General features: G+C 66.8%; 13 protein-coding genes. 6 read left to right on the top strand and 7 right to left on the bottom strand.

The features are described from left to right. Positions 1-41 precede the first annotated feature (41 nt). The 4 genes from HHL15_RS04575 to HHL15_RS04590 form a co-directional block, all read right to left on the bottom strand. On the bottom strand, positions 42-1673 hold the full coding sequence (locus tag HHL15_RS04575; RefSeq protein WP_328824989.1) for a sensor domain-containing diguanylate cyclase: 1632 nt from the start codon (positions 1671-1673) through the stop codon (positions 42-44). Further along, positions 1670-3010 carry an amino-acid N-acetyltransferase gene (gene argA, locus HHL15_RS04580; RefSeq protein ID WP_328824990.1) on the bottom strand — a complete coding sequence of 447 codons (1341 nt, stop codon included), beginning with the start codon at positions 3008-3010 and terminating at the stop codon, positions 1670-1672. The genes HHL15_RS04575 and argA overlap by 4 nt, the downstream gene beginning before the upstream one ends. 80 nt (positions 3011-3090) lie before the next feature. Continuing rightward, positions 3091-4578 (bottom strand): polyphosphate:AMP phosphotransferase, encoded by a 1488-nt coding sequence (gene pap / locus HHL15_RS04585; protein ID WP_169144635.1) that lies wholly within the window; start codon positions 4576-4578, stop codon positions 3091-3093. After that, the gene (locus HHL15_RS04590; protein WP_169144666.1) at positions 4571-5311 is read right to left on the bottom strand and encodes a 16S rRNA (uracil(1498)-N(3))-methyltransferase; all 741 of its coding nucleotides are present in this window, start codon (positions 5309-5311) and stop codon (positions 4571-4573) included. The genes pap and HHL15_RS04590 overlap by 8 nt, the downstream gene beginning before the upstream one ends. 115 nt (positions 5312-5426) lie before the next feature. On the opposite strand from HHL15_RS04590, the gene HHL15_RS04595 reads away from it, so the two are divergent. The 6 genes from HHL15_RS04595 (at position 5427) to HHL15_RS04620 (ending at position 13159) form a co-directional block, all read left to right on the top strand. Beyond that, positions 5427-6233: an inositol monophosphatase family protein gene (locus HHL15_RS04595; protein WP_169144636.1), complete on the top strand. Its 807-nt coding sequence runs from the start codon at positions 5427-5429 to the stop codon at positions 6231-6233. A 160-nt stretch (positions 6234-6393) separates the two neighbouring features. Continuing rightward, positions 6394-7269: a phosphoribulokinase gene (locus tag HHL15_RS04600; RefSeq protein WP_169144637.1), complete on the top strand. Its 876-nt coding sequence runs from the start codon at positions 6394-6396 to the stop codon at positions 7267-7269. 185 nt (positions 7270-7454) lie between these two features. After that, positions 7455-9485: a transketolase gene (gene tkt / locus HHL15_RS04605; protein ID WP_169144638.1), complete on the top strand. Its 2031-nt coding sequence runs from the start codon at positions 7455-7457 to the stop codon at positions 9483-9485. A 90-nt stretch (positions 9486-9575) separates the two neighbouring features. Beyond that, positions 9576-10604 (top strand): type I glyceraldehyde-3-phosphate dehydrogenase, encoded by a 1029-nt coding sequence (gap, locus tag HHL15_RS04610; RefSeq protein ID WP_169144639.1) that lies wholly within the window; start codon positions 9576-9578, stop codon positions 10602-10604. A 66-nt stretch (positions 10605-10670) separates the two neighbouring features. Further along, positions 10671-11855 (top strand): phosphoglycerate kinase, encoded by a 1185-nt coding sequence (locus HHL15_RS04615; RefSeq protein ID WP_169144640.1) that lies wholly within the window; start codon positions 10671-10673, stop codon positions 11853-11855. Positions 11856-11983: 128 nt separating this feature from the next. After that, positions 11984-13159: a GGDEF domain-containing protein gene (locus tag HHL15_RS04620; RefSeq protein WP_169144641.1), complete on the top strand. Its 1176-nt coding sequence runs from the start codon at positions 11984-11986 to the stop codon at positions 13157-13159. Between the two features lie 12 nt (positions 13160-13171). Here the strand turns inward: HHL15_RS04620 and HHL15_RS04625 are convergent, their stop codons facing one another. The 3 genes from HHL15_RS04625 to HHL15_RS04635 form a co-directional block, all read right to left on the bottom strand. Further along, on the bottom strand, positions 13172-14824 hold the full coding sequence (locus tag HHL15_RS04625; protein WP_169144642.1) for a tetratricopeptide repeat protein: 1653 nt from the start codon (positions 14822-14824) through the stop codon (positions 13172-13174). Positions 14825-15047: 223 nt separating this feature from the next. Next, positions 15048-15719, bottom strand: coding sequence for a PEP-CTERM sorting domain-containing protein (locus HHL15_RS04630; RefSeq protein ID WP_169144643.1), 672 nt, complete (start codon positions 15717-15719; stop codon positions 15048-15050). A gap of 81 nt (positions 15720-15800) precedes the next feature. After that, the coding region (locus HHL15_RS04635; RefSeq protein ID WP_206198580.1) for an SdrD B-like domain-containing protein at positions 15801-18312 on the bottom strand (2512 nt) is incomplete at its 5' end.

An 18312-nucleotide genomic window follows, 5' to 3' on the forward strand; every position in this document is an offset into this window, starting at 1 on the left:
GAATCCGGGCCAGCGGCGCCGCCCCGGAACATGGCAGGATTCTAGCCTGCCGGCGGAGTCCTATCCAGCTCCGCACCGCCCGCATCGCGCGCGAACTCCCAGCAGTTCCCACCCATCGCCTTCGCAAGATACATGGCCCGGTCGGCCGCACCGATGAGCCGCTCGCTGTCGTTCTCGTGGCGCGGCCCCAGGGCGATGCCGATACTGGCGCTCACCGACACGGCCTCCGCCCCAAAGGAGAAGCGCAGGCCGGCGATGGTGGTCCCCACCCGACGCGCCAGCTCGGCCAGCTCCTGAGCGCCCGCCGACGGCACCAGGATGGCGAATTCGTCGCCGCCCAGCCTGAAGAACATCTCGTTGCGGCGGATCACCGCGCCGACATCCGTTGCCAGACGCACCAGCACCTCGTCCCCCGCCTGGTGACCGTAGCGGTCGTTGACCGGCTTGAAACCATCCAGGTCGATGGCCAGCAGGCCCACCGATTCGCCCTGGCGACGCCCGTCCGCCAACATGCGCTCGAGCTCCTCGTGGAAACGCCGGCGGTTGAACAGGCTGGTCAGGGGGTCCCGCTCGGCAAGCCGCATCAGTTGATCGGCCACCTGCAGCTGCTCGGTGACATCCTCGAAGACCCAGATCCGCCCGATTGTGCCCTCTCCGTCAGGCCCCGGCACGATCCGCGAGAACTCGCGCACCACCCGCTCGTCCTTGAAACGGATCTCGACCGCCTCGCTGGGCTCGCTGAGCTGCAGCACACCCGCCACATGCTGCAGGTAGCCGGCCGGATCCGCCAGCAGCTGGCTGACCCGCTGCTGCAGCACGACGTCCCGCACTCCGACGAAGGCCTCGCCGGCAGGCAGGCTCCAGATGTCGTAGAAGGCCCGGTTGCAATAGACCACCCGCCGGTCGTTATCCATGAAAAGGATGCCCATGCGGACCACGTCCAGCAAGGCCGACAGGCGGGAACGCTCCTCATTGCTGCGGCGCAGGTAATGCTCTGACAGGGCCTGGGCCCGGCGCAGGGCGGCCACCGTCTCGAGCAGCTTGTATTCGGCCTCCTTGCGCGCCTGGATGTCGGTCATCGACAGGCGCAGGCCCAGCAGGCGCTCGGCTTCGTTGCGGATCGGCAGCAGGCGGCAGGCCATCCAGATCTGGGCGCCGGCGCGGGTGATGACCCGCAGCTCGCACTGGGCCGGCATGCCGCCCTGCATGACGCGCTGCACCAGTTCACGGCAGTAACGCTGGTCCCGGTCGTAAACAAGCGTGTCGATCAGGCCGCCGGCCAGGACCTCCTCGCAGGTATAGCCCGCGACCAGTTCGACCGCATGGCTCACATGGAAGAAGCGACCATCCTGGTCGCTCCAGCCCTCGATGCCATCGGCCGCCTCGGCCTGCCGGAAGTAGCGCGTCCGGTCATCCTCCGGCGGCTCCGCCTCGATTGCCACAGGACGCACCGGCCCATCCGGGGCGCGGCTGCGCAGGCTTGCCAGCTCGCGGCGCAGGGCCAGCAAGTAACCGCCCCCCGCCAGACCCAGCATCATCGCCAGCCCGGCGGCCACCGTGACCTCCGGGGAGGCCATGCTGTCGGGCAGGGCCGCCCAGGCCGGGGCGCCGGCCATGCAGGAGGCCAGCGCCGCAGCCACGCGGGAAGGAGAGAAGGTCTGTCGGACTCTCACAATGTTTTCATGAATACCTTCGAACGCCGGCTCACATCGTACATCTCACGCTTCTGCCGGGGCAGGGCCTCGGGCGGCGCTTCACGGAAGCCCCGCTCCCGGAACCAGTCGGCAGTACGCGTCGTCAGCACGAACAAGCGCTCGACCCCCAGGGCCCGGGAGCGGCTCTCGATGCGATGCAGCAGCATCTCGCCCAGGCCGGCCCTGCGGTGCTGCGGCACCACCGCCACGCAGGCCATCTCGGCCGCCCGCTCGTCAATGAAGGGATAAAGCGCGGCGCAGCCGACCAGCACCCCGTCGTACTCCACCACCGTGAAGCGCTCGATCTCCTCCTCCAGGCGCTCGCGGCTGCGCCGCACCAGGGTTCCATCAGCCTCCATCGGGGCGATCACGCTCCCCAGGGCCCCCACGTCCTCGATGGTCGCCTCGCGCAGACGGAACAGGGGGTCGCGGGTCAGCACGGTGCCGACCCCCTGAGGGGTGAAGAACTCGAGCAGCAGCCCACCGTCCTTGTCGCGGTCGATGAGGTGCGCCCGTCCGACCCCCTGGCGCACCGCGCGGATGGCACAGGGCAGATAGAGGTCGAGGTCTTCGGTAAGCCCCTCGCCGGCCTTCAGCATGGCCTCGGCGTCGTCGGCGGTGATGGCCTCGATGAGAGCTCCCTTCGGGTCCAGCAGGCCCGGGGCATCGCACAGGTAGATCAGCTTCTCGGCCTTCAGAGCGATCGCCACGGCCTCGGCGACGGCCTCCATGCTCATGTTGAAGATCTCGCCGGCCGGGGACACACCGAGGGGAGACATCAGCACCACGTTCTGCTGGTCCAGGTCGGCGGCGATCTCTTCGGCGATGACCTTGCGCACCGACCCGGTGAAACCGTAGTCGATCCCGTCCACCACCCCCACCGGCTTGGCGGTGACGAAGTTGCCCCCGGTCACCCGCATGAAGCTGCCCGCCATCGGGGTGTTCGGCAGCCCCTGCGACAGCTGCGCCTCGACCTCGATGCGGGTCACCGCCATCGCCGCCTTGACGCATTCCAGGGCCGCCGCATCGGTGACCCGAAGGCCCTTGTGATAGCGCGGCTGGAGGCCGCGACGGGCCAGCTCGGCCTCGATCTGCGGACGGGCACCATGCACCAGCACCAGGCGCACGCCCAGGGCGGCCAGCAGGTTGCAGTCGTAGGCCAGGGCCTGGGCAAGCTGCCCCGCCGCCACTTCGCCCCCGAAGCCGAGCACAAAGGTCTTGCCCCGGAAGGCATGGATATAGGGGGCAGCCGCCCGCACCCAGGCGACAAAGCGCTGGGCAAGCTGTTCAGCAGGCAGGGTGTCAGGTGGATTCACGGTCGGTCGGGATCTGCATGTGAAGAAGGAGAGCGCATTCTAGGGCCATAACTGTGTCATCAGGCCAGCAATGGGGCGCTTCAGTGCCCCAGCGCCGCCTCGAGCCGCTCCACCAGGGTGGACAGGATCTTGACCCGGGCGAAATACTTGTTGTCCGCCTCCACCAGCGTCCATCCGGCATTCTCGGTGCTTGTCCTGTCGATCATGTCGCAGACGGCCGGTTCGTACAACGGCCACTTCTCCCGATTGCGCCAGTCTTCTTCGGTGATCTTGTAGCGTTTGAAGGCCTCCGCCTCCCGGTCGTGGAAGCGCTTGAGCTGCTCTTCCGGACTGACCGACAGCCAGAACTTGACCACCACGGCCCCCGCAGACACCAGCTGATCCTCGAAATCGTTGATCTCCGCATAGGCGCGCATCCAGTCGGCCTCGGAGCAAAAGCCCTCGACCCGCTCCACCAGCACCCGGCCATACCAGGAGCGGTCGAAGATCGCCACTTTGCCATCCCGCGGGACACGCCGCCAGAAGCGCCACAGATAGGGCTGGGCCCGCTCTTCGTCGGAAGGCGCGGCGATCGGGACCACATGGTACTGGCGGGTGTCCAGGGCCTGGGTGACGCGCCGGATGGCACCGCCCTTGCCGGCCGCATCCATGCCCTCGAAGACCAGCACCAGGCTGCGCGCGGCAAAGGCATCGCTGCGCACCGCCAGCGCCAGACGTCCTTGCAGGCGCTCGAGCTGCTTGTCGTAGTCCTTCTTTTCCATGGGCTGGCGCAACACCAGCGCATTGAGCAGGTTGCGCTGATCCACCGGCGGCGCCAGCGGCGGAGCCGTCTGGCGAGTCCGGAAGCCCTTTTCAAGGGCGTCGAGCTTGCGCTGCAGGCCGTCCAGCAGGGTGCGCCCCACCTTCACCGCCCGGAACTGGGGGTCGGAACCATCCACGATGATCCACGGCGCCAGGCCGGTGCTGGTCCGCCGCAACACGTGCTCGGCCACCTCACGGTAGCGCTCGTATTCCTTATAGACCAGCCAGTCGGAGTCGCGTACCCGCCAGCGGGTATCCGGGTTGGCCTCCAGCGCCTTCAGTCGCTTCTTCTGCCCGGCCCGCGAAAGATGGAACCAGAACTTGACCAGCAGCACGCCCTCCGCCGCCAACATGGCTTCGAAGCGGTTGAACTCCGACAGGTGCTGGTCCAGGCGGGCCTTCTTGATGCGACCCTGGGCCCGATCACCGAGAGGCTCGGAATACCAGTTGCCGAACAGCACGCCGATCTTGCCCCTGGGCGGCAGGGCCCGCCAGAAACGCCACATGAAGGGGCGCTCCCGCTCCTCCTCGGACGGATTGTCGAAGGCATGGACCTGCATGTGGCGCGGGTCCATCCATTCGTGCAGGAGATTCACCGTCTCGCCCCGCCCAGCCCCGTCGATACCGTTGATCAGGATCACCGTGGCGAAGGCCTTGCTCTCGAGCAGGCGGAACTGGGCCTCCAGCAGGGCCGTGCGCAGCTCCGGCTCAATGGCGGCATAGTCGGCCCTGGACAGGCGATGGCCCAGCTCAGCGGATTCAAACATGCTCATCTCCCGGGAAATCGCCCCACAAGGTCTGCAAGGCCGCCAGCACTGCCAGCCCCGCCGTCTCGGTGCGCAACACGCGCGGGCCAAGGGCCAGGGGTTCGCAGCCGGCCCGCGCCGCCAGCTCCAGCTCGGCCGGCGACCACCCGCCCTCGGGGCCGATCAACACGCTCAGCGGCCCGGCAGGCCGGGCCTTGCGCCGCAACGCCCCTTCAGCCCCCGGCGCCAGCACAAAACGCGGGCCCTCGGCAGGCCCGGCCAGATAGCGCTCGAGGCTCATCACATCGCCGACCGCCGGCACGCGGTTGCGCCCCGACTGCTCGCAGGCCGCCACCGCGATCTGCTGCCAGTGGGCGACCCGCTTGGCGGCACGCTCGCCGGACAGCTTGAGCACCGAGCGCTCCGCCGCCACCGGCTGGATCGCCACCGCGCCAAGCTCGACCGCCTTCTGCACCACCCAGTCCATCTTGTCGCCACTGGCCAGGGCCTGCACCAGCGTGATCTGCACTGGCGACTCCCGCTCGACCGGCTGGCGCGGCCCGAGCCGGGCGGTGGCCTGGCGCCCCAGCGTCAGCAAGGTGCCGGCACATTCCCCCCCCTCCCCGTCGAACAGCACCAGCGCGTCGCCAATGGACAGGCGCAGGACCCGCTCGGCGTGGTGGGCCACCGCCTGCGGCAGGAGAAAATCGCTATCGGGGACGAGCCCCCCGGGGCAGAAGAAGCGTGGAGTCATCATGCTATTATCGCCAAAACCGCGTGATTCCACGGCCCCGCAATACAACCCGCCTGCGCAGGCCACCATTCCCAGGACAGTCCGGCAGGCACCAGCCCTTTTTGCACCAGAGACCATGACCAGCGCCCAGCGCCTCGAACACGCCCGCACCCTGGCAGACACGGTCCGCAAGATGGCCCGCGAGACCATCCTGCCCCGCTACCTGCGCGCCGTGCGTGAGCAGAAGGCCGACGGCAGCGTGCTCACCGAGGCCGACCTGGCCTCCCAGGCTGCACTGGTCGAATGCCTGCCACAACTGATCATGGCACCGGTCCTTGGCGAGGAGATGACGCCCGAGGAACAGGGCCGGGTGTGGCACGAGGGTGTCAGCGGCCTGTGGGTCATCGACCCCATCGACGGCACCACCAACTTTGCCAACGGCATCCCCTTCTTCGGCGTGGCGGTGGCCTACCTGGTCAATCACAAGACCCAGATCGGGGTGGTGTACAACCCGGTGACCGACGAGGCCTTCTATGCCGGACGCGGTGCCGGCGCCTGGCTCAACGGCGTGCCCCTGCCCATGCGCCAGCCCACCGAGCGCCTCAAGGATGCCGTCGCCGGCGTAGACTTCAAGCGCATCAGCCATCACCTCGGTGACGAGCTGGCGGTGCGGCCGCCCTACTATTCCCAGCGCAACTTCGGCTCCAGCGCCCTCGAGTGGTGCTACGTGGCGGCCGGGCGGCTCGATGTTTATCTGCACGGCGGGCAGATGCTGTGGGACTACGCCGCAGGCCGCCTGATCCTCGAGGAAGCCGGCGGCAGCTACAGCACCCTTGGCGGCACCCCGCTTACCGCCGGGCCGGCCATCAAGCGCTCGGTGATCGCCGCCGCCAGCCCAGCCCTGTTCGAGCAATGGCGGACCTGGCTGCATGCCCACGCCTGAGCTCCATCCGTTTCCGGGAGACTCCGGGCCGGCAGCAAAACCGGCCCGTTTCTTGCTTTAGAAAGCACTACCCGCAGGCCTGACGACCCGTGATCGAGTGCTTTTGGAACAGTCCATCGAGGTGGCCTGTTCCAAAACTACTCACTTTCGGGAAGCAGTCATGTCCATGAAGCACCCCATCATCGTGGTGACGGGCTCGTCCGGCGCCGGCACGACCACGGTGAAACACACCTTTGAAGGCATCTTCTGGCGCGAGAAGGTCAATGCCGCCATCATCGAAGGCGACAGCTTCCACCGCTACACCCGGGAAGAGATCCGCCGTCTCATCATCGAAGCAGAGAGCCAGGGCCAGCGCGGCATCAGCCACTTCGGCCCGGAAGCCAACCTGCTCGAGGAACTGGAGCAGCTCTTCCGTACCTATGGCGAATCCGGTGGCGGGCAGCGCCGCTACTACCTGCACAGCGCCGAGGAAGCCGCCCGCCGCGGCCTGCGCCAGGGCGATTTCACCCCCTGGGAGCAGCTCCCCCAGGACACCGACTGCCTGTTCTACGAAGGCCTGCACGGCGCCGTGATCACCGACAAGGTGAACACCTGTCGCCACGCCGACCTGCTGATTGGCGTGGTCCCCATCACCAACCTGGAATGGATCCAGAAGATCCACCGCGACACCAAGACCCGCGGGTATTCCCTGGAGGCGGTACAGGAGACCATCCTGCGCCGCATGCACGACTACGTGCATTACATCGTTCCCCAGTTCTCCCACACCCACATCAACTTCCAGCGGGTGCCCATGGTGGACACCTCCAACCCCTTCATCGCCCGGGACATCCCGACCGCCGACGAATCCATGGTGATCATCCGCTTCCGCGACCCCCGCGGCGTGGACTTCCCCTACCTGCTGCGCATGATCCACGACAGCTTCATGAGCCGCGCCAACACCATCGTGGTGCCCGGCGGCAAGCTCGACCTGGCGATGCAGCTGATCCTCACCCCGCTGATCTGGAAGCTGATGGAACGACGCAGGCAGTGGGTCTGAGGAGAGCCCGACAGACGCATGGCCGGCGACCCGCCCACGCCTGCCAGACCCGGCAGGACCCCGACCATTCCGTGAAGGCATGCGAAAGCCCCCCCGTGCAATTCCCCTGCAAGGCTACCCAAGTGCAGGTAAATCAAAGATAATTGCGGTCTTTGCGCGCCGTTCCCCCGGCCGAAGGTTCTTCGATGTCTTCTTCGCGTAACGTCAAGCCGCCCGTCTTCAACTCCCTGACTGGCGCGATTCGCGCGCTGGCCATGGACGCCGTCCAGAAAGCCAACTCCGGCCACCCCGGTGCCCCCATGGGCATGGCCGAAATCGCCGAGGTGCTGTGGCGTCGCCACCTGCGCCACAACCCGGCGAATCCCCAGTGGGCCGACCGCGACCGCTTCGTTCAGTCCAACGGCCACGGCTCGATGCTGATCTACGCCCTGCTGCACCTCACCGGCTACGATCTGTCCATCGACGACCTCAAGAACTTCCGCCAGTTGCACAGCCGGACCCCGGGCCACCCGGAGGTCGGCTACACCCCCGGCGTCGAAACCACCACCGGCCCCCTCGGCCAGGGCATCACCAACGCAGTCGGCATGGCGCTCGCCGAGAAGATCCTCGCCGCCGACTTCAACCGCCCCGGCCACGAGATCGTCAACCACAACACCTATGTCTTCCTGGGTGACGGCTGCCTGATGGAAGGCATCTCCCACGAGGCCTGTTCGCTGGCAGGCACCTGGGGCCTGGGCAAGCTGATCGCCTTCTACGACGACAACAACATCTCCATCGACGGCCACGTCGAGGGCTGGTTCACCGACGACACCCCCAAGCGCTTCGAGGCCTACGGCTGGCACGTGGTGCGCGATGTACAGGGCCACGATCCCGAAGCCATCGAGGCCGCCCTCGCTGCCGCCCGGGCCGAGACCGGCCGCCCGTCGCTGATCTGCTGCAAGACCATCATCGGCGCCGGCGCCCCCAACAAGCAGGACAGCCACGACGTGCACGGCGCTCCCCTGGGCGCCGCCGAGATCGAGGCCACCCGCGCCCACATCGGCTGGAATCACCCGGCCTTCGAGATCCCCGCCGACGTCTACGCCGCCTGGGATGCGCGCGCCAAGGGCGCTGCGGCCGAAGCCGAATGGCGCAGCCGTTTTGCCGCCTACGCCACCGCCTTCCCCGAGCTGGCCGCCGAATTCACCCGCCGCATGGCCGGCGAGCTGCCCGCCGACTGGGCGGCCCACGTGGACGCCGTGCTGGCCAAGGTCACCGACAAGGGCGAGACCATCGCCACCCGCAAGGCCAGCCAGAACAGCATCGAAGCCTTTGCGCCCAAGCTGCCCGAACTCCTCGGCGGTTCCGCCGACCTGGCCGGCTCCAACCTGACCCTGTGGTCCGGCGCCAAGGGCGTCAGCAAGACCAGCGGCGGCAACTACGTGTATTACGGGGTGCGCGAGTTCGGCATGGCTGCCATCGCCAACGGCGTGGCCCTGCACGGCGGCCTGATCCCCTACACCGCCACCTTCCTGATGTTCAGCGAATACGCCCGCAATGCCCTGCGCATGGCGGCGCTGATGAAGCTGCGCCAGATCTTCGTGTTCACCCACGACTCCATCGGCCTCGGCGAAGATGGCCCGACCCACCAGCCGGTGGAGCAGACCGCCACCCTGCGCCTGATTCCCAACATGGACGTCTGGCGCCCCTGCGACACCGCAGAGTCCGCCGTGGCCTGGGCCTCGGCCATCGAGCGCAAGGCCGGCCCGACCTCCCTCGCCTTCTCGCGCCAGAACCTGCCCTTCCAGGCCCGCAGCACCGCGCAGCTGGCCGACATCCGGCGTGGCGGCTACGTGCTGTCCGAAGCGGGCACTGCGTCACAGCCGGTCCACCCGCAAGCCGTTATCATAGCGACCGGTTCCGAAGTGGCCCTCGCCATGGCCGCCCAGCAGCAGCTTGCCGAAGCCGGCATCGCGGTGCGCGTGGTCTCCATGCCCAGCACCAACGTCTTCGACCGCCAGGACGCGGAATACCGCGCCAGCGTGCTGCCCAAGGGTCTGCCCAGGGTCGCCGTGGAAGCCGGCGTCACCGACGGCTGGCGCAAGTACGTGGGCCTCGAAGGCGAGGTGATCGGTCTCGACCGCTTCGGCGAGTCCGCTCCGGCCGGCGAGCTGTTCAAGTATTTCGGCATCACCGCCGAGGCCGTCGCCGCCGCGGTGAAGAAGGTCATTGCCTGACGCGCCGCCAAGCGCCTCACAGCACGCGCGGCCCTCTGGCCGCGCCCGCCGAATTTGATTTTGTGTGATTTAGACTAGGGAGAAGAATCGATGAGCATCAAGGTCGCCATCAATGGTTTCGGTCGTATCGGCCGCTGTACGCTGCGCGCCATCTACGAGCAGGGTCTGCAGAACGAGTTCGAAGTGGTTGCCATCAATGCCTCCGGCGATCTGGCCACCAACGCCCACCTGCTGAAGTACGACACCACCCATGGCCGCTTCGCCACCCCGGTCGAGACCGAAGGCGAAAACATCATCATCATCGATGGCAAGAAGATCCCCTTCTACTCCACCAAGGACCCGAAGGGCGTCAACTGGGGTAGCCACGGCGTGGACGTGCTGCTGGAATGCACCGGCGCCTACACCACCAAGGCCAAGGCCCAGGCCCTGCTCGACCAGGGCGCGAAGCGCGTGCTGATCTCCGCCCCCGGCGGTGACGACGTGGACACCACCATCGTCATGGGTGTGAACGAAGGCGCCCTGAAAGCCGGCATGACCGTCGTCTCCAACGCCTCCTGCACCACCAACTGCCTGGCCCCGGTCGCCAAGATCCTGGCCGATAGCGTCGGCATCAAGCAGGGCCTGATGACCACCATCCACGCCTACACCAACGACCAGGTGACCGTGGACGTCCGCCACAAGGACCTGCGCCGCGCCCGTGCCGCCGCCGCCAACATCATCCCGACCAAGACCGGCGCCGCCAAGGCCGTCGGCCTGGTGCTGCCGCAACTGGTCGGCAAGGTGGACGGCTTTGCCCTGCGCGTGCCTACCATCAACGTGTCCCTGGTGGACCTGACCTTCACCGCTGATCGCGCCACCACCAAGGAAGAGATCAACGAGCTGATGACCGCCGCGGCCAACGGCCCCCTGAAGGGCATCCTGGCCGTCAACACCGAACCGCTGGTGTCCTCCGACTTCAACCACACCACCGTCTCCTCCACCTTCGATGCCACGCAGACCCGCGTCATCAAGGGTGAAGACGGCTCCGTGCTGGTCAAGGTCCTGGCCTGGTACGACAACGAGTGGGGCTATTCCTGCCGCATGCTCGACGCGGCCCGCGCCTTCGTGGCCGCCCGGTAATACCGCCGTATCGACGCCCCGCCCCGTGCGGGGCGTTTTCATTCCGACGACCCGAAGAACATCATCATGCAAGTCAAGAAACTCACCGACCTCGACGTCAAGGGCAAGAAGGTCTTCATCCGTGCCGACCTCAACGTACCCCAGGACGACGCCGGCAACATCACCGAAGACACCCGCATCCGCGCCTCGATCCCGTCCATCAAGTACGCCCTCGAAGGCGGCGCGGCGGTCATGGTCACCTCCCATCTGGGCCGTCCGACCGAAGGCGAGCTGAACGCCGATGACAGCCTCGCGCCAGTCGCCGTGCGCCTGGGCCAGTTGCTGCACAAGCCGGTGCGCCTGATCCAGAACTGGGTGGATGGCGGTTTTGAAGTCACCCCGGGCGAAGTCGTGCTGCTCGAGAACTGCCGCTGCAACAAGGGCGAGAAGAAGAACAACGAAGAGCTGGCGCGCAAGATGGCGGCCCTCTGCGACATCTACGTGAATGACGCCTTCGGCACCGCCCACCGGGCCGAAGCCACCACCCATGGCATCGCCCGCTTCGCCCCGGTGGCCTGCGCCGGCATGCTGATGGGCGCCGAGATCGACGCCCTGGGCAAGGCCCTGCACGCCCCCGCCCGCCCGCTGGTGGCCATCGTCGGCGGCTCCAAGGTGTCGTCCAAGCTGACCATCCTCAAGTCCCTGGCCGACAAGGTCGACCAGCTGATCGTCGGCGGCGGCATCGCCAACACCTTCCTGCTGGCCTCCGGCAAGCGCATCGGCGAATCCCTGGCCGAGCCCGACCTGGTAAAGGAAGCCCACGCCATCATGGACATCATGAAGGCCCGTGGTGCCGAAGTGCCCCTGCCCACCGACGTGGTGGTGGCCGACGAAGTGTCGGCCCTGGCCCGTGCCAACAAGATCTCCGTGGATGACGTGGCGGCCCACGACCGCATCCTGGACATCGGCCCGAAGAGTGCGGCCCGCCTCGGCGAGATCATCGCCAATGCCGGCACCATCGTCTGGAACGGCCCGGTCGGCGTGTTCGAGCTGCCCCAGTTCGCCGGCGGAACCAAGATGCTGGCCTCCGCCATCGCCCACTCCGAGGCCTTCTCCATCGCCGGCGGCGGCGACACCCTGGCGGCCATCGCCAAGTTCGACATCGCCGACGACGTGGGCTACATCTCCACCGGTGGCGGCGCCTTCCTGGAGTTCCTCGAAGGCAAGACCCTGCCCGCCATCGCCGCCCTGGAAGAGCGCTTCAAGGACTGAGTCCGAGCCCTTTCACGCAGCACCCTGAAATGCGGCCTCCGGGCCGCATTTCCCATTCCGGGCAGAGAAACTCCAGCTTCTTCCCGTGCAGTCGTTATGCTGGGAACAGGCCCTGCGACTCCCCACCCATGCCCGACGCCATGTTCCGACTGGTTGCCCCGTCCATCGGCTCCACCCCCCGCATCGTTGCGGCGATCGTCCTGTTCGTCGTCTTCGATCTGGTCGCCCTGCTGAGCAACCTGTGGATCGCCGAACAGGTGGCCCAAGATGCCGTCGCCATCAACCTGGCCGGCCGCCAGCGGATGCTCTCCCAGCAGACCACCAAGGCCCTGCTGCTGGCCACCCGCCCGACCAGCGGCGAAAGCCCCGAGAATGCCCGGCGGGAGATCAACACCGCCTTCACCCTGTTCGAACAAACCCTGCGGGCCTTCGATGAAGGTGGCGAGGCAACCGGCGGCGATGGCCATCGCGTGGCCCTGCGGGCCGTCAATGGCGAAGCCGCCCGGATCGTGCAGCGGGCACGCAGCCTCGTCGGGCCTCTCAGCGCGCTGCTCCACGACGATCGCGGCCATCTGCCGGGCCGCCTGGAGCCCGCCGCCGACTACCTGGTGCAGCACAACACCGCCATCCTCGACCTGATGAACCAGCTCACCTCGGTGCTCGAGCATGACTCGGTCAGCCGCACCCGTGACCTGCGCACAATCCAGAGCGGCGCCTTCCTGCTCGCCCTGCTCAACTTCATCGCCCTCGCGCTCGGCATGATCCGTCGCCATCGCGCAGCGGAAGAGGCCGGCCTGCTCTGGCGCAGCCAGGCACGCCAGGATCCACTGACCGGGATCGCCAATCGCAAGGCTTTCGAGGAAGGAGCCGAGGCTCTGCTGTTGCGGGCCCGCCAGAACAAGGACAACGGTGCCCTGCTCCTGCTCGACCTGGACGGCTTCAAACCGATCAACGACCGTTTCGGTCATTCGGCGGGGGATGACATCCTCAAGGCGGTCGCTGGCGCCCTCACCGCAGCGGCGCGGAGCACCGACCTGGTGGCGCGCCTCGGTGGCGACGAATTCATCCTCTTGTGTCCCCAGGCTTACAAGGAGATCGATATCGATCCGCTCTGCGAACGCCTCGTCAATGCCATCTCCACGCTACCCACGGCAGACCTGCCGGGCTGCCGCCTGGGCGTGAGCATCGGGGTCGCCACCTACCCTGACTGCGGCTATGGCCTGCAGGGGCTGCTGTCCCGCGCCGACAAGGCCATGTATGTGGCCAAGGGCGCTGGCGGCAGCCGCTGGCAGCGGGCCGCCTGAACCCAGCCCCGCTCAGAGCTGGCGTTCGCTGCGGATTTTCCACTCGCCGGCTTCGCGCACCCATTCCAGGCGCTTGCGGCCGGCATCGCTATAGCTCCCGGACTGATAGCGCTGCTCGAAGTTGACAGCCATCACCTCGCCCTCCGCCTTGAAGGTCGGGGCGCCGAGTTGCACGCGGATCTCCCCCTTCTTGTCGAGCTTGGCACGGCGGTCAGCCTCCCAGGCGCCGCGGGCCCGATTGTCGGCAGGCACAAACGCGGCGGCGTAGAAGCTCAGGTAACGCCTGGCATCCTTCGACTCCCAGGCCTGACGCCAGGCCTCCAGGCGGCCAGCCACGGCAACAGCCGGATCCTCGGCCACCGCTGGACGCACTGCGGTGGGTGCCGCGGGTGCAGGGACCTTGGCAGCCACCGCCGCAGCAGGTACCGGCGCGGAGGAAGGCACCGGAGCCGGCGCCGGAGCAGCCTGCGGAGCATTCCCAAACTGTGCCAGATGCAGGCGGAACTCACTATTGCCAGGCTCAAGCGCCACGGCCCGCTCAAAGGCCTGACGCGCGGCGGCCTTGTCGCCCCGCGCCTGCTGGACCAGCCCCAGCGTATCCAGATAGGTTGCCCGGTTCGGCTCCCGCTCGAGTGCCCGGCGGATCATCGCCAGCGCATCGTCGAGGCCGGTCTTCTGGCCGGCCAGCAGTACCGCTAGATTGTTGGCGACGCGGAAATTGTCGGGCTCGAGCCGCAGTGCCTCCCGGTAAGCCTTCTCCGCCTCCGCCGGACGCTTTAGACGGTTGAGGGCCTGCCCCAGCAAGGCATGGGGCAGCGCACTCGCCGGAGCCATCGGGATTGCCTTGCGATAGGCCTCGACGGCGGCCTCGCTACGGCCGAGCAATTGCAGCGCATCGCCGCGGGAGATCATCGCCCCGACAAAATCCTTCTTCGCGGCAAGGGCCTTGTCAAAGTACTCGAGCGCCCGCTCTGCCTGCCCCTGGCGCTGGGCCACCAGCCCCCGTGCCTGCAACATGCGGGGCTCTGCCGGGTCACGGCGCAGGGCGTCATCCAGGGGCCGGGCCGCTTCGTCGAGGCGGCCATCGGCCATGTAGGCAAGGGCCAGCTGATACAGGATATCCACCGAATCGGGCTTCTGCTTGAGCGCCTCACGCAACAACGTGACAGCCTGCCCCGGCTTGCGCAGGCTGTCGGTATACAGGCTGGCCAGATCCAGTTTGAGTTGCAGCCCCTCCGGGTTGGCTGCAATGGCTGCCCGGTAACTCTCTTCGGCGGAAGCCGGCAGCCCCTGCTCCACCAGCAGCCGGGCCTGGGCCTGCAGCACCGCGGGCTGGCCCGGCGCCATGGCTACGGCACTGGCCATCCAGTCCCGTGCGAGCTTGGCCTTCCCCTGGGAATGACTGATCACGGCCAGACCGAGCATGGCCTCCACCGAGGCGGGATTCTGCCGGTAGGCCTCGCTGAAGTACTTCTCGGCCTGATCCAGATTGCGGGCTCGCAGCGCGCTTCGGCCCCTGTTGATTGCCTCACTGTCAGGACGGCCGGCGCCCTCGATGACGGGCAAGGAAGAATTGCCGAGCACCACGTCGGCAGCGGCAGGGGCAAGCTGGAATGCAAGACCGGACCCCATGAACAGGGCCAGGCAGAAACGACTCAACTGCATGCGAACCTCGGATTGGAAAGCCAGGCAAGGAGACGGAAGCGATCAGAGTGAGCCGGAACCGTCCATGATGGCCGCAAATTCTACAGGGGGATTTCCGCCCTCCATCCGGCGGTTTTTCAGCCCTTGCGGAAAATGCCCGCGGAGAACGGAAAAAGGGGGTGCCCCCCTTCTCCGCCCTGCGAAAAAACACCGGGGGTACCTGCGAAGGCACCACCCGGACTCATCAATTCCAGCGACGGCGCAGCGCCACCAGGCTGCCCAGACCAAGCGCCCCCAGCAATGCGGTGCTCGGCTCGGGCACCTGGTTTCCGCCAGGCACCGCCTGGATCAAGTCCTGGCTGGTCGCATTGTTCCAGGTGGTGAGCAGGTAATTGGCGGTACTCGGGGCACCGCTGCGCACCTTGGTCAGCAGCTCATCGGCCACCGCCAGGGCATTGATCTCGACGGCGGACCCGGTATCACCCACCCAGTTCGTGTAGGTGCCGGAGCTCCGGTTGCTGTCGTCGAGGGTTTCCCAGAGTGCAATCTGAAAACCGGCAACCTGGGCCTGGCTGCCCAGATCAATCGAGGCGTAGCTCTGGTTGAACAGGGCCTGGGTCGCAGCGGACACCACCGAGCCTGCGGTATAGGGCAGACCGGGCGGCACATAGGCGCCGGCACTCATGTTCTGCAGCAATTCGAAGCAGAAAGCCAGGAAGGAGGTTCCGGTGGTCTGGTCGTTGACGGTGAAGAGCGTCGCCAGCACATCCTTGCTGCTGCCACTCACGTCCACCGTGAAGGAAGGTGCTGCCAGATCGGGGGAGATCACGAGATCATTGGCTTGCGCGGAGGCGCTGGCCAGCACGCCGAGAACAGCCATGGCGAAGGCCGGCTTCTTGAGGGAAGTGAAGTTCATTTTGGTTTTCTCCTGCGGTAAAGGGAACCGGTCATCCGGTTTTTGAAGCCGGCCGGAGGGACTCCGGCCGGGCAAGGGGAATCAGGCGGCCATCAGAAGAGGCTGCTGATCGTCATAGAGGTTGAGCAACTGGGTCAGGGTGGCCAGACCACCTTCGCCTGCCAACGGCGCTGTGGCAGTGGCCGCAAGCGGCGGGATTGCCTGGCCGAGGATGCAATCCACACTCTGGTCATTGCCCAGCAGGGAGGCCATGTCGGGCAGCGCCACGCCCGCTGCAGCTGCGTCTTCTGCCGAAACGTTGAAATACACGTCGGTCATGTCGACGCTGTCGCCGTTGGCCAAGGTCGCGCTGGAGCGCTCGAGATGCAGGTTGCCCTGCTCGTCGATGGCCGGCAGGGCCACGTAGGACACCTTCAGGCTGGCCAGGCCGGCATCGCTGAGGCTCAGCAATTCGCCCTCGTCGGTCTGCTGGTTGCCGTTGGCGTCCCGCCATACCTTCAACTCGGCGAAGCGTGCGTCCTGGCTATCCACCAGACCATCACCATTGCTGTCGAAGCTGGCCAGCTTGGCAAAGCCCTGGCCAACACCGTTGCCACCGAACAGTTCGTGGATATCGTCGATACGACCGTTGCCGTTGGTATCGAGCGCCAGGAAGCCATCGCCCCCGCTCAGCCAGCCGGACTTGATCCCCGTGCCATTGCCCAGCAGGTCAAAACTTCCACTGCTGTTCTCGCGGGCGATGGTATGGATGCCATTGCCGTCCAGGTCGATGGCGATCGGGCAGATGCCCGCGTCGCGGGTGTTGTCGTACTGGCCGGAGACGAGCGTGAACACGTCGGTGTAGCCCTGGGTGGCATTGGTCGCGGACACCGCTACGTCGTTGTCGATCGCGTCGTTGCCATTGCTACCGTAGTCCTTGGTCGTCCAGTAGTTGCCGTTCGGGTCGTAGTAGTAATGCACGCCCGAGGTGGCATACCAGTCCAGGGTCTTCATGTCGAAGAACAGCTTGTACTGGCCCGGATCCAGGTTGGTGAATTTGTAGTTGCCGTTTGCATCGCTGGTGGTGGTGGCCACCACGTTGCCCGACGCATCGAGCAGCTTCACCACCACGTTGCGGGCCGCCACGTCGGAGCTGTCCTGATAGCCGTTGTGGGTCGCGTCCATCCACACCCGGTCACCGACACTGGCCTTGCGGTACAGGCCGGCATCCCAGGAAAGGTCTGCCTCACCCGCCGTCAGCGTGGTCAGGCTGGTAAGCCCGCTGCTGTTCACATCCGAATCCGCGGTATCGCTGCTGCCCTGGTCCTGCTTGGTGTAGTAGTAGCCGCTGGGCGCCACGACCTGCACCTTGTAGTCCCCCACGGCGAGATCACCAAAGAGGTAGTTGCCGCTCGAATTGGTCGTGGTGGTAGCCACCACGCTGCCGGCGGAATTGAGCAGCTTCACGGTGACCCCGGCGATCCCTGCCTCGCCGTCGTCCTGAATGCCGTTGTAGTTGAGGTCTTCCCACACCCGGTCACCGATCGATGCCGTGACGGGCGGGGCCGGCGGGCAGTAGATGCCGGCATCCCAGCTCATGTCGTTCTCGCCGGACTCCAGGGTGGTCTGGATGGTGTTCTGCACCGAGGCGCCGCTGCGCGTCACCAGACGCACGTTGTCGATGATCCCGCCCACGCTGTCGTCGTCACCGGCCTGCTCCCGAAACTCCAGACGGCTGGAGGCATCGGCCGCCGTCACGGTGAAGCTGTACTTGGTCAGGGCGGTGGAGGCCGGATCGACCGTGGCCACCTTGACGCCTTCCCACCAGATCTCCACGGTGTTGGTGGACGCCGCCGTGCCCGAACGCTGGGCCAGGTCCACGCTCAGCTGGTAGCTCTGCCCGGCCACGGTGGCCACGTCCTGGTAGAAGCCCGTCACCGTGCCCGTCTTGTTGGCATCCAGCTCGGCCGTGTAGCTGCCGGTGGCACCGGACACCCCGAAGGAGCTGGCGGTGCTCACCTCGACCGTATCACCCAGCCCGCGCCACCCCGTGGTACCGGACTCGAAGCTGCCATTGACGATCAGGTTGGTGGTGCCGAGCACGGCGCCCACATCCGAATCCGTACCATCGTTGCTGCCCACGTCCTTCAGGGTGAAGCTGCACCCCGCCGGCGCGGTGAATTGCACCGAGTAGGTCCCCGGCATCAGGTCCTTGAAGATGTAATTGCCGTTGGCGTCGGTCTGGGTGGTGGCGATCACGTTGCCGCTGGCATCCAGCAGCTTCACCGTGGCGCCCGCCACACCAGCCTCCCCCGTGTCCTGGATACCGTTGCCGTTGCTGTCCGACCACACCCGGTCGCCGATGGAGGCCTTCTGGTACAGGCCCGCATCCACGCTCAGGTCGCTTTCGCCCGCGCTCAGGTTGACCACCCCGGTCTTGCCCGTCAGGGGGTCGAAGTCGCTGTCGGTCGCATCATTGCCACCCAGGTCCTTGCCGCTCAGGAAGTAGCCGGTCGGCGCCACCACCTGGGCCGAGTAGTCGCCCGGTGCCAGGTTGTTGAACAGGTAGCTGCCATCCGCCCCGGTGGTGGTGGTACCGACCACATTGCCGCTG

Source organism: Zoogloea dura (assembly GCF_012927165.1).
GTDB lineage: Bacteria > Pseudomonadota > Gammaproteobacteria > Burkholderiales > Rhodocyclaceae > Zoogloea > Zoogloea dura.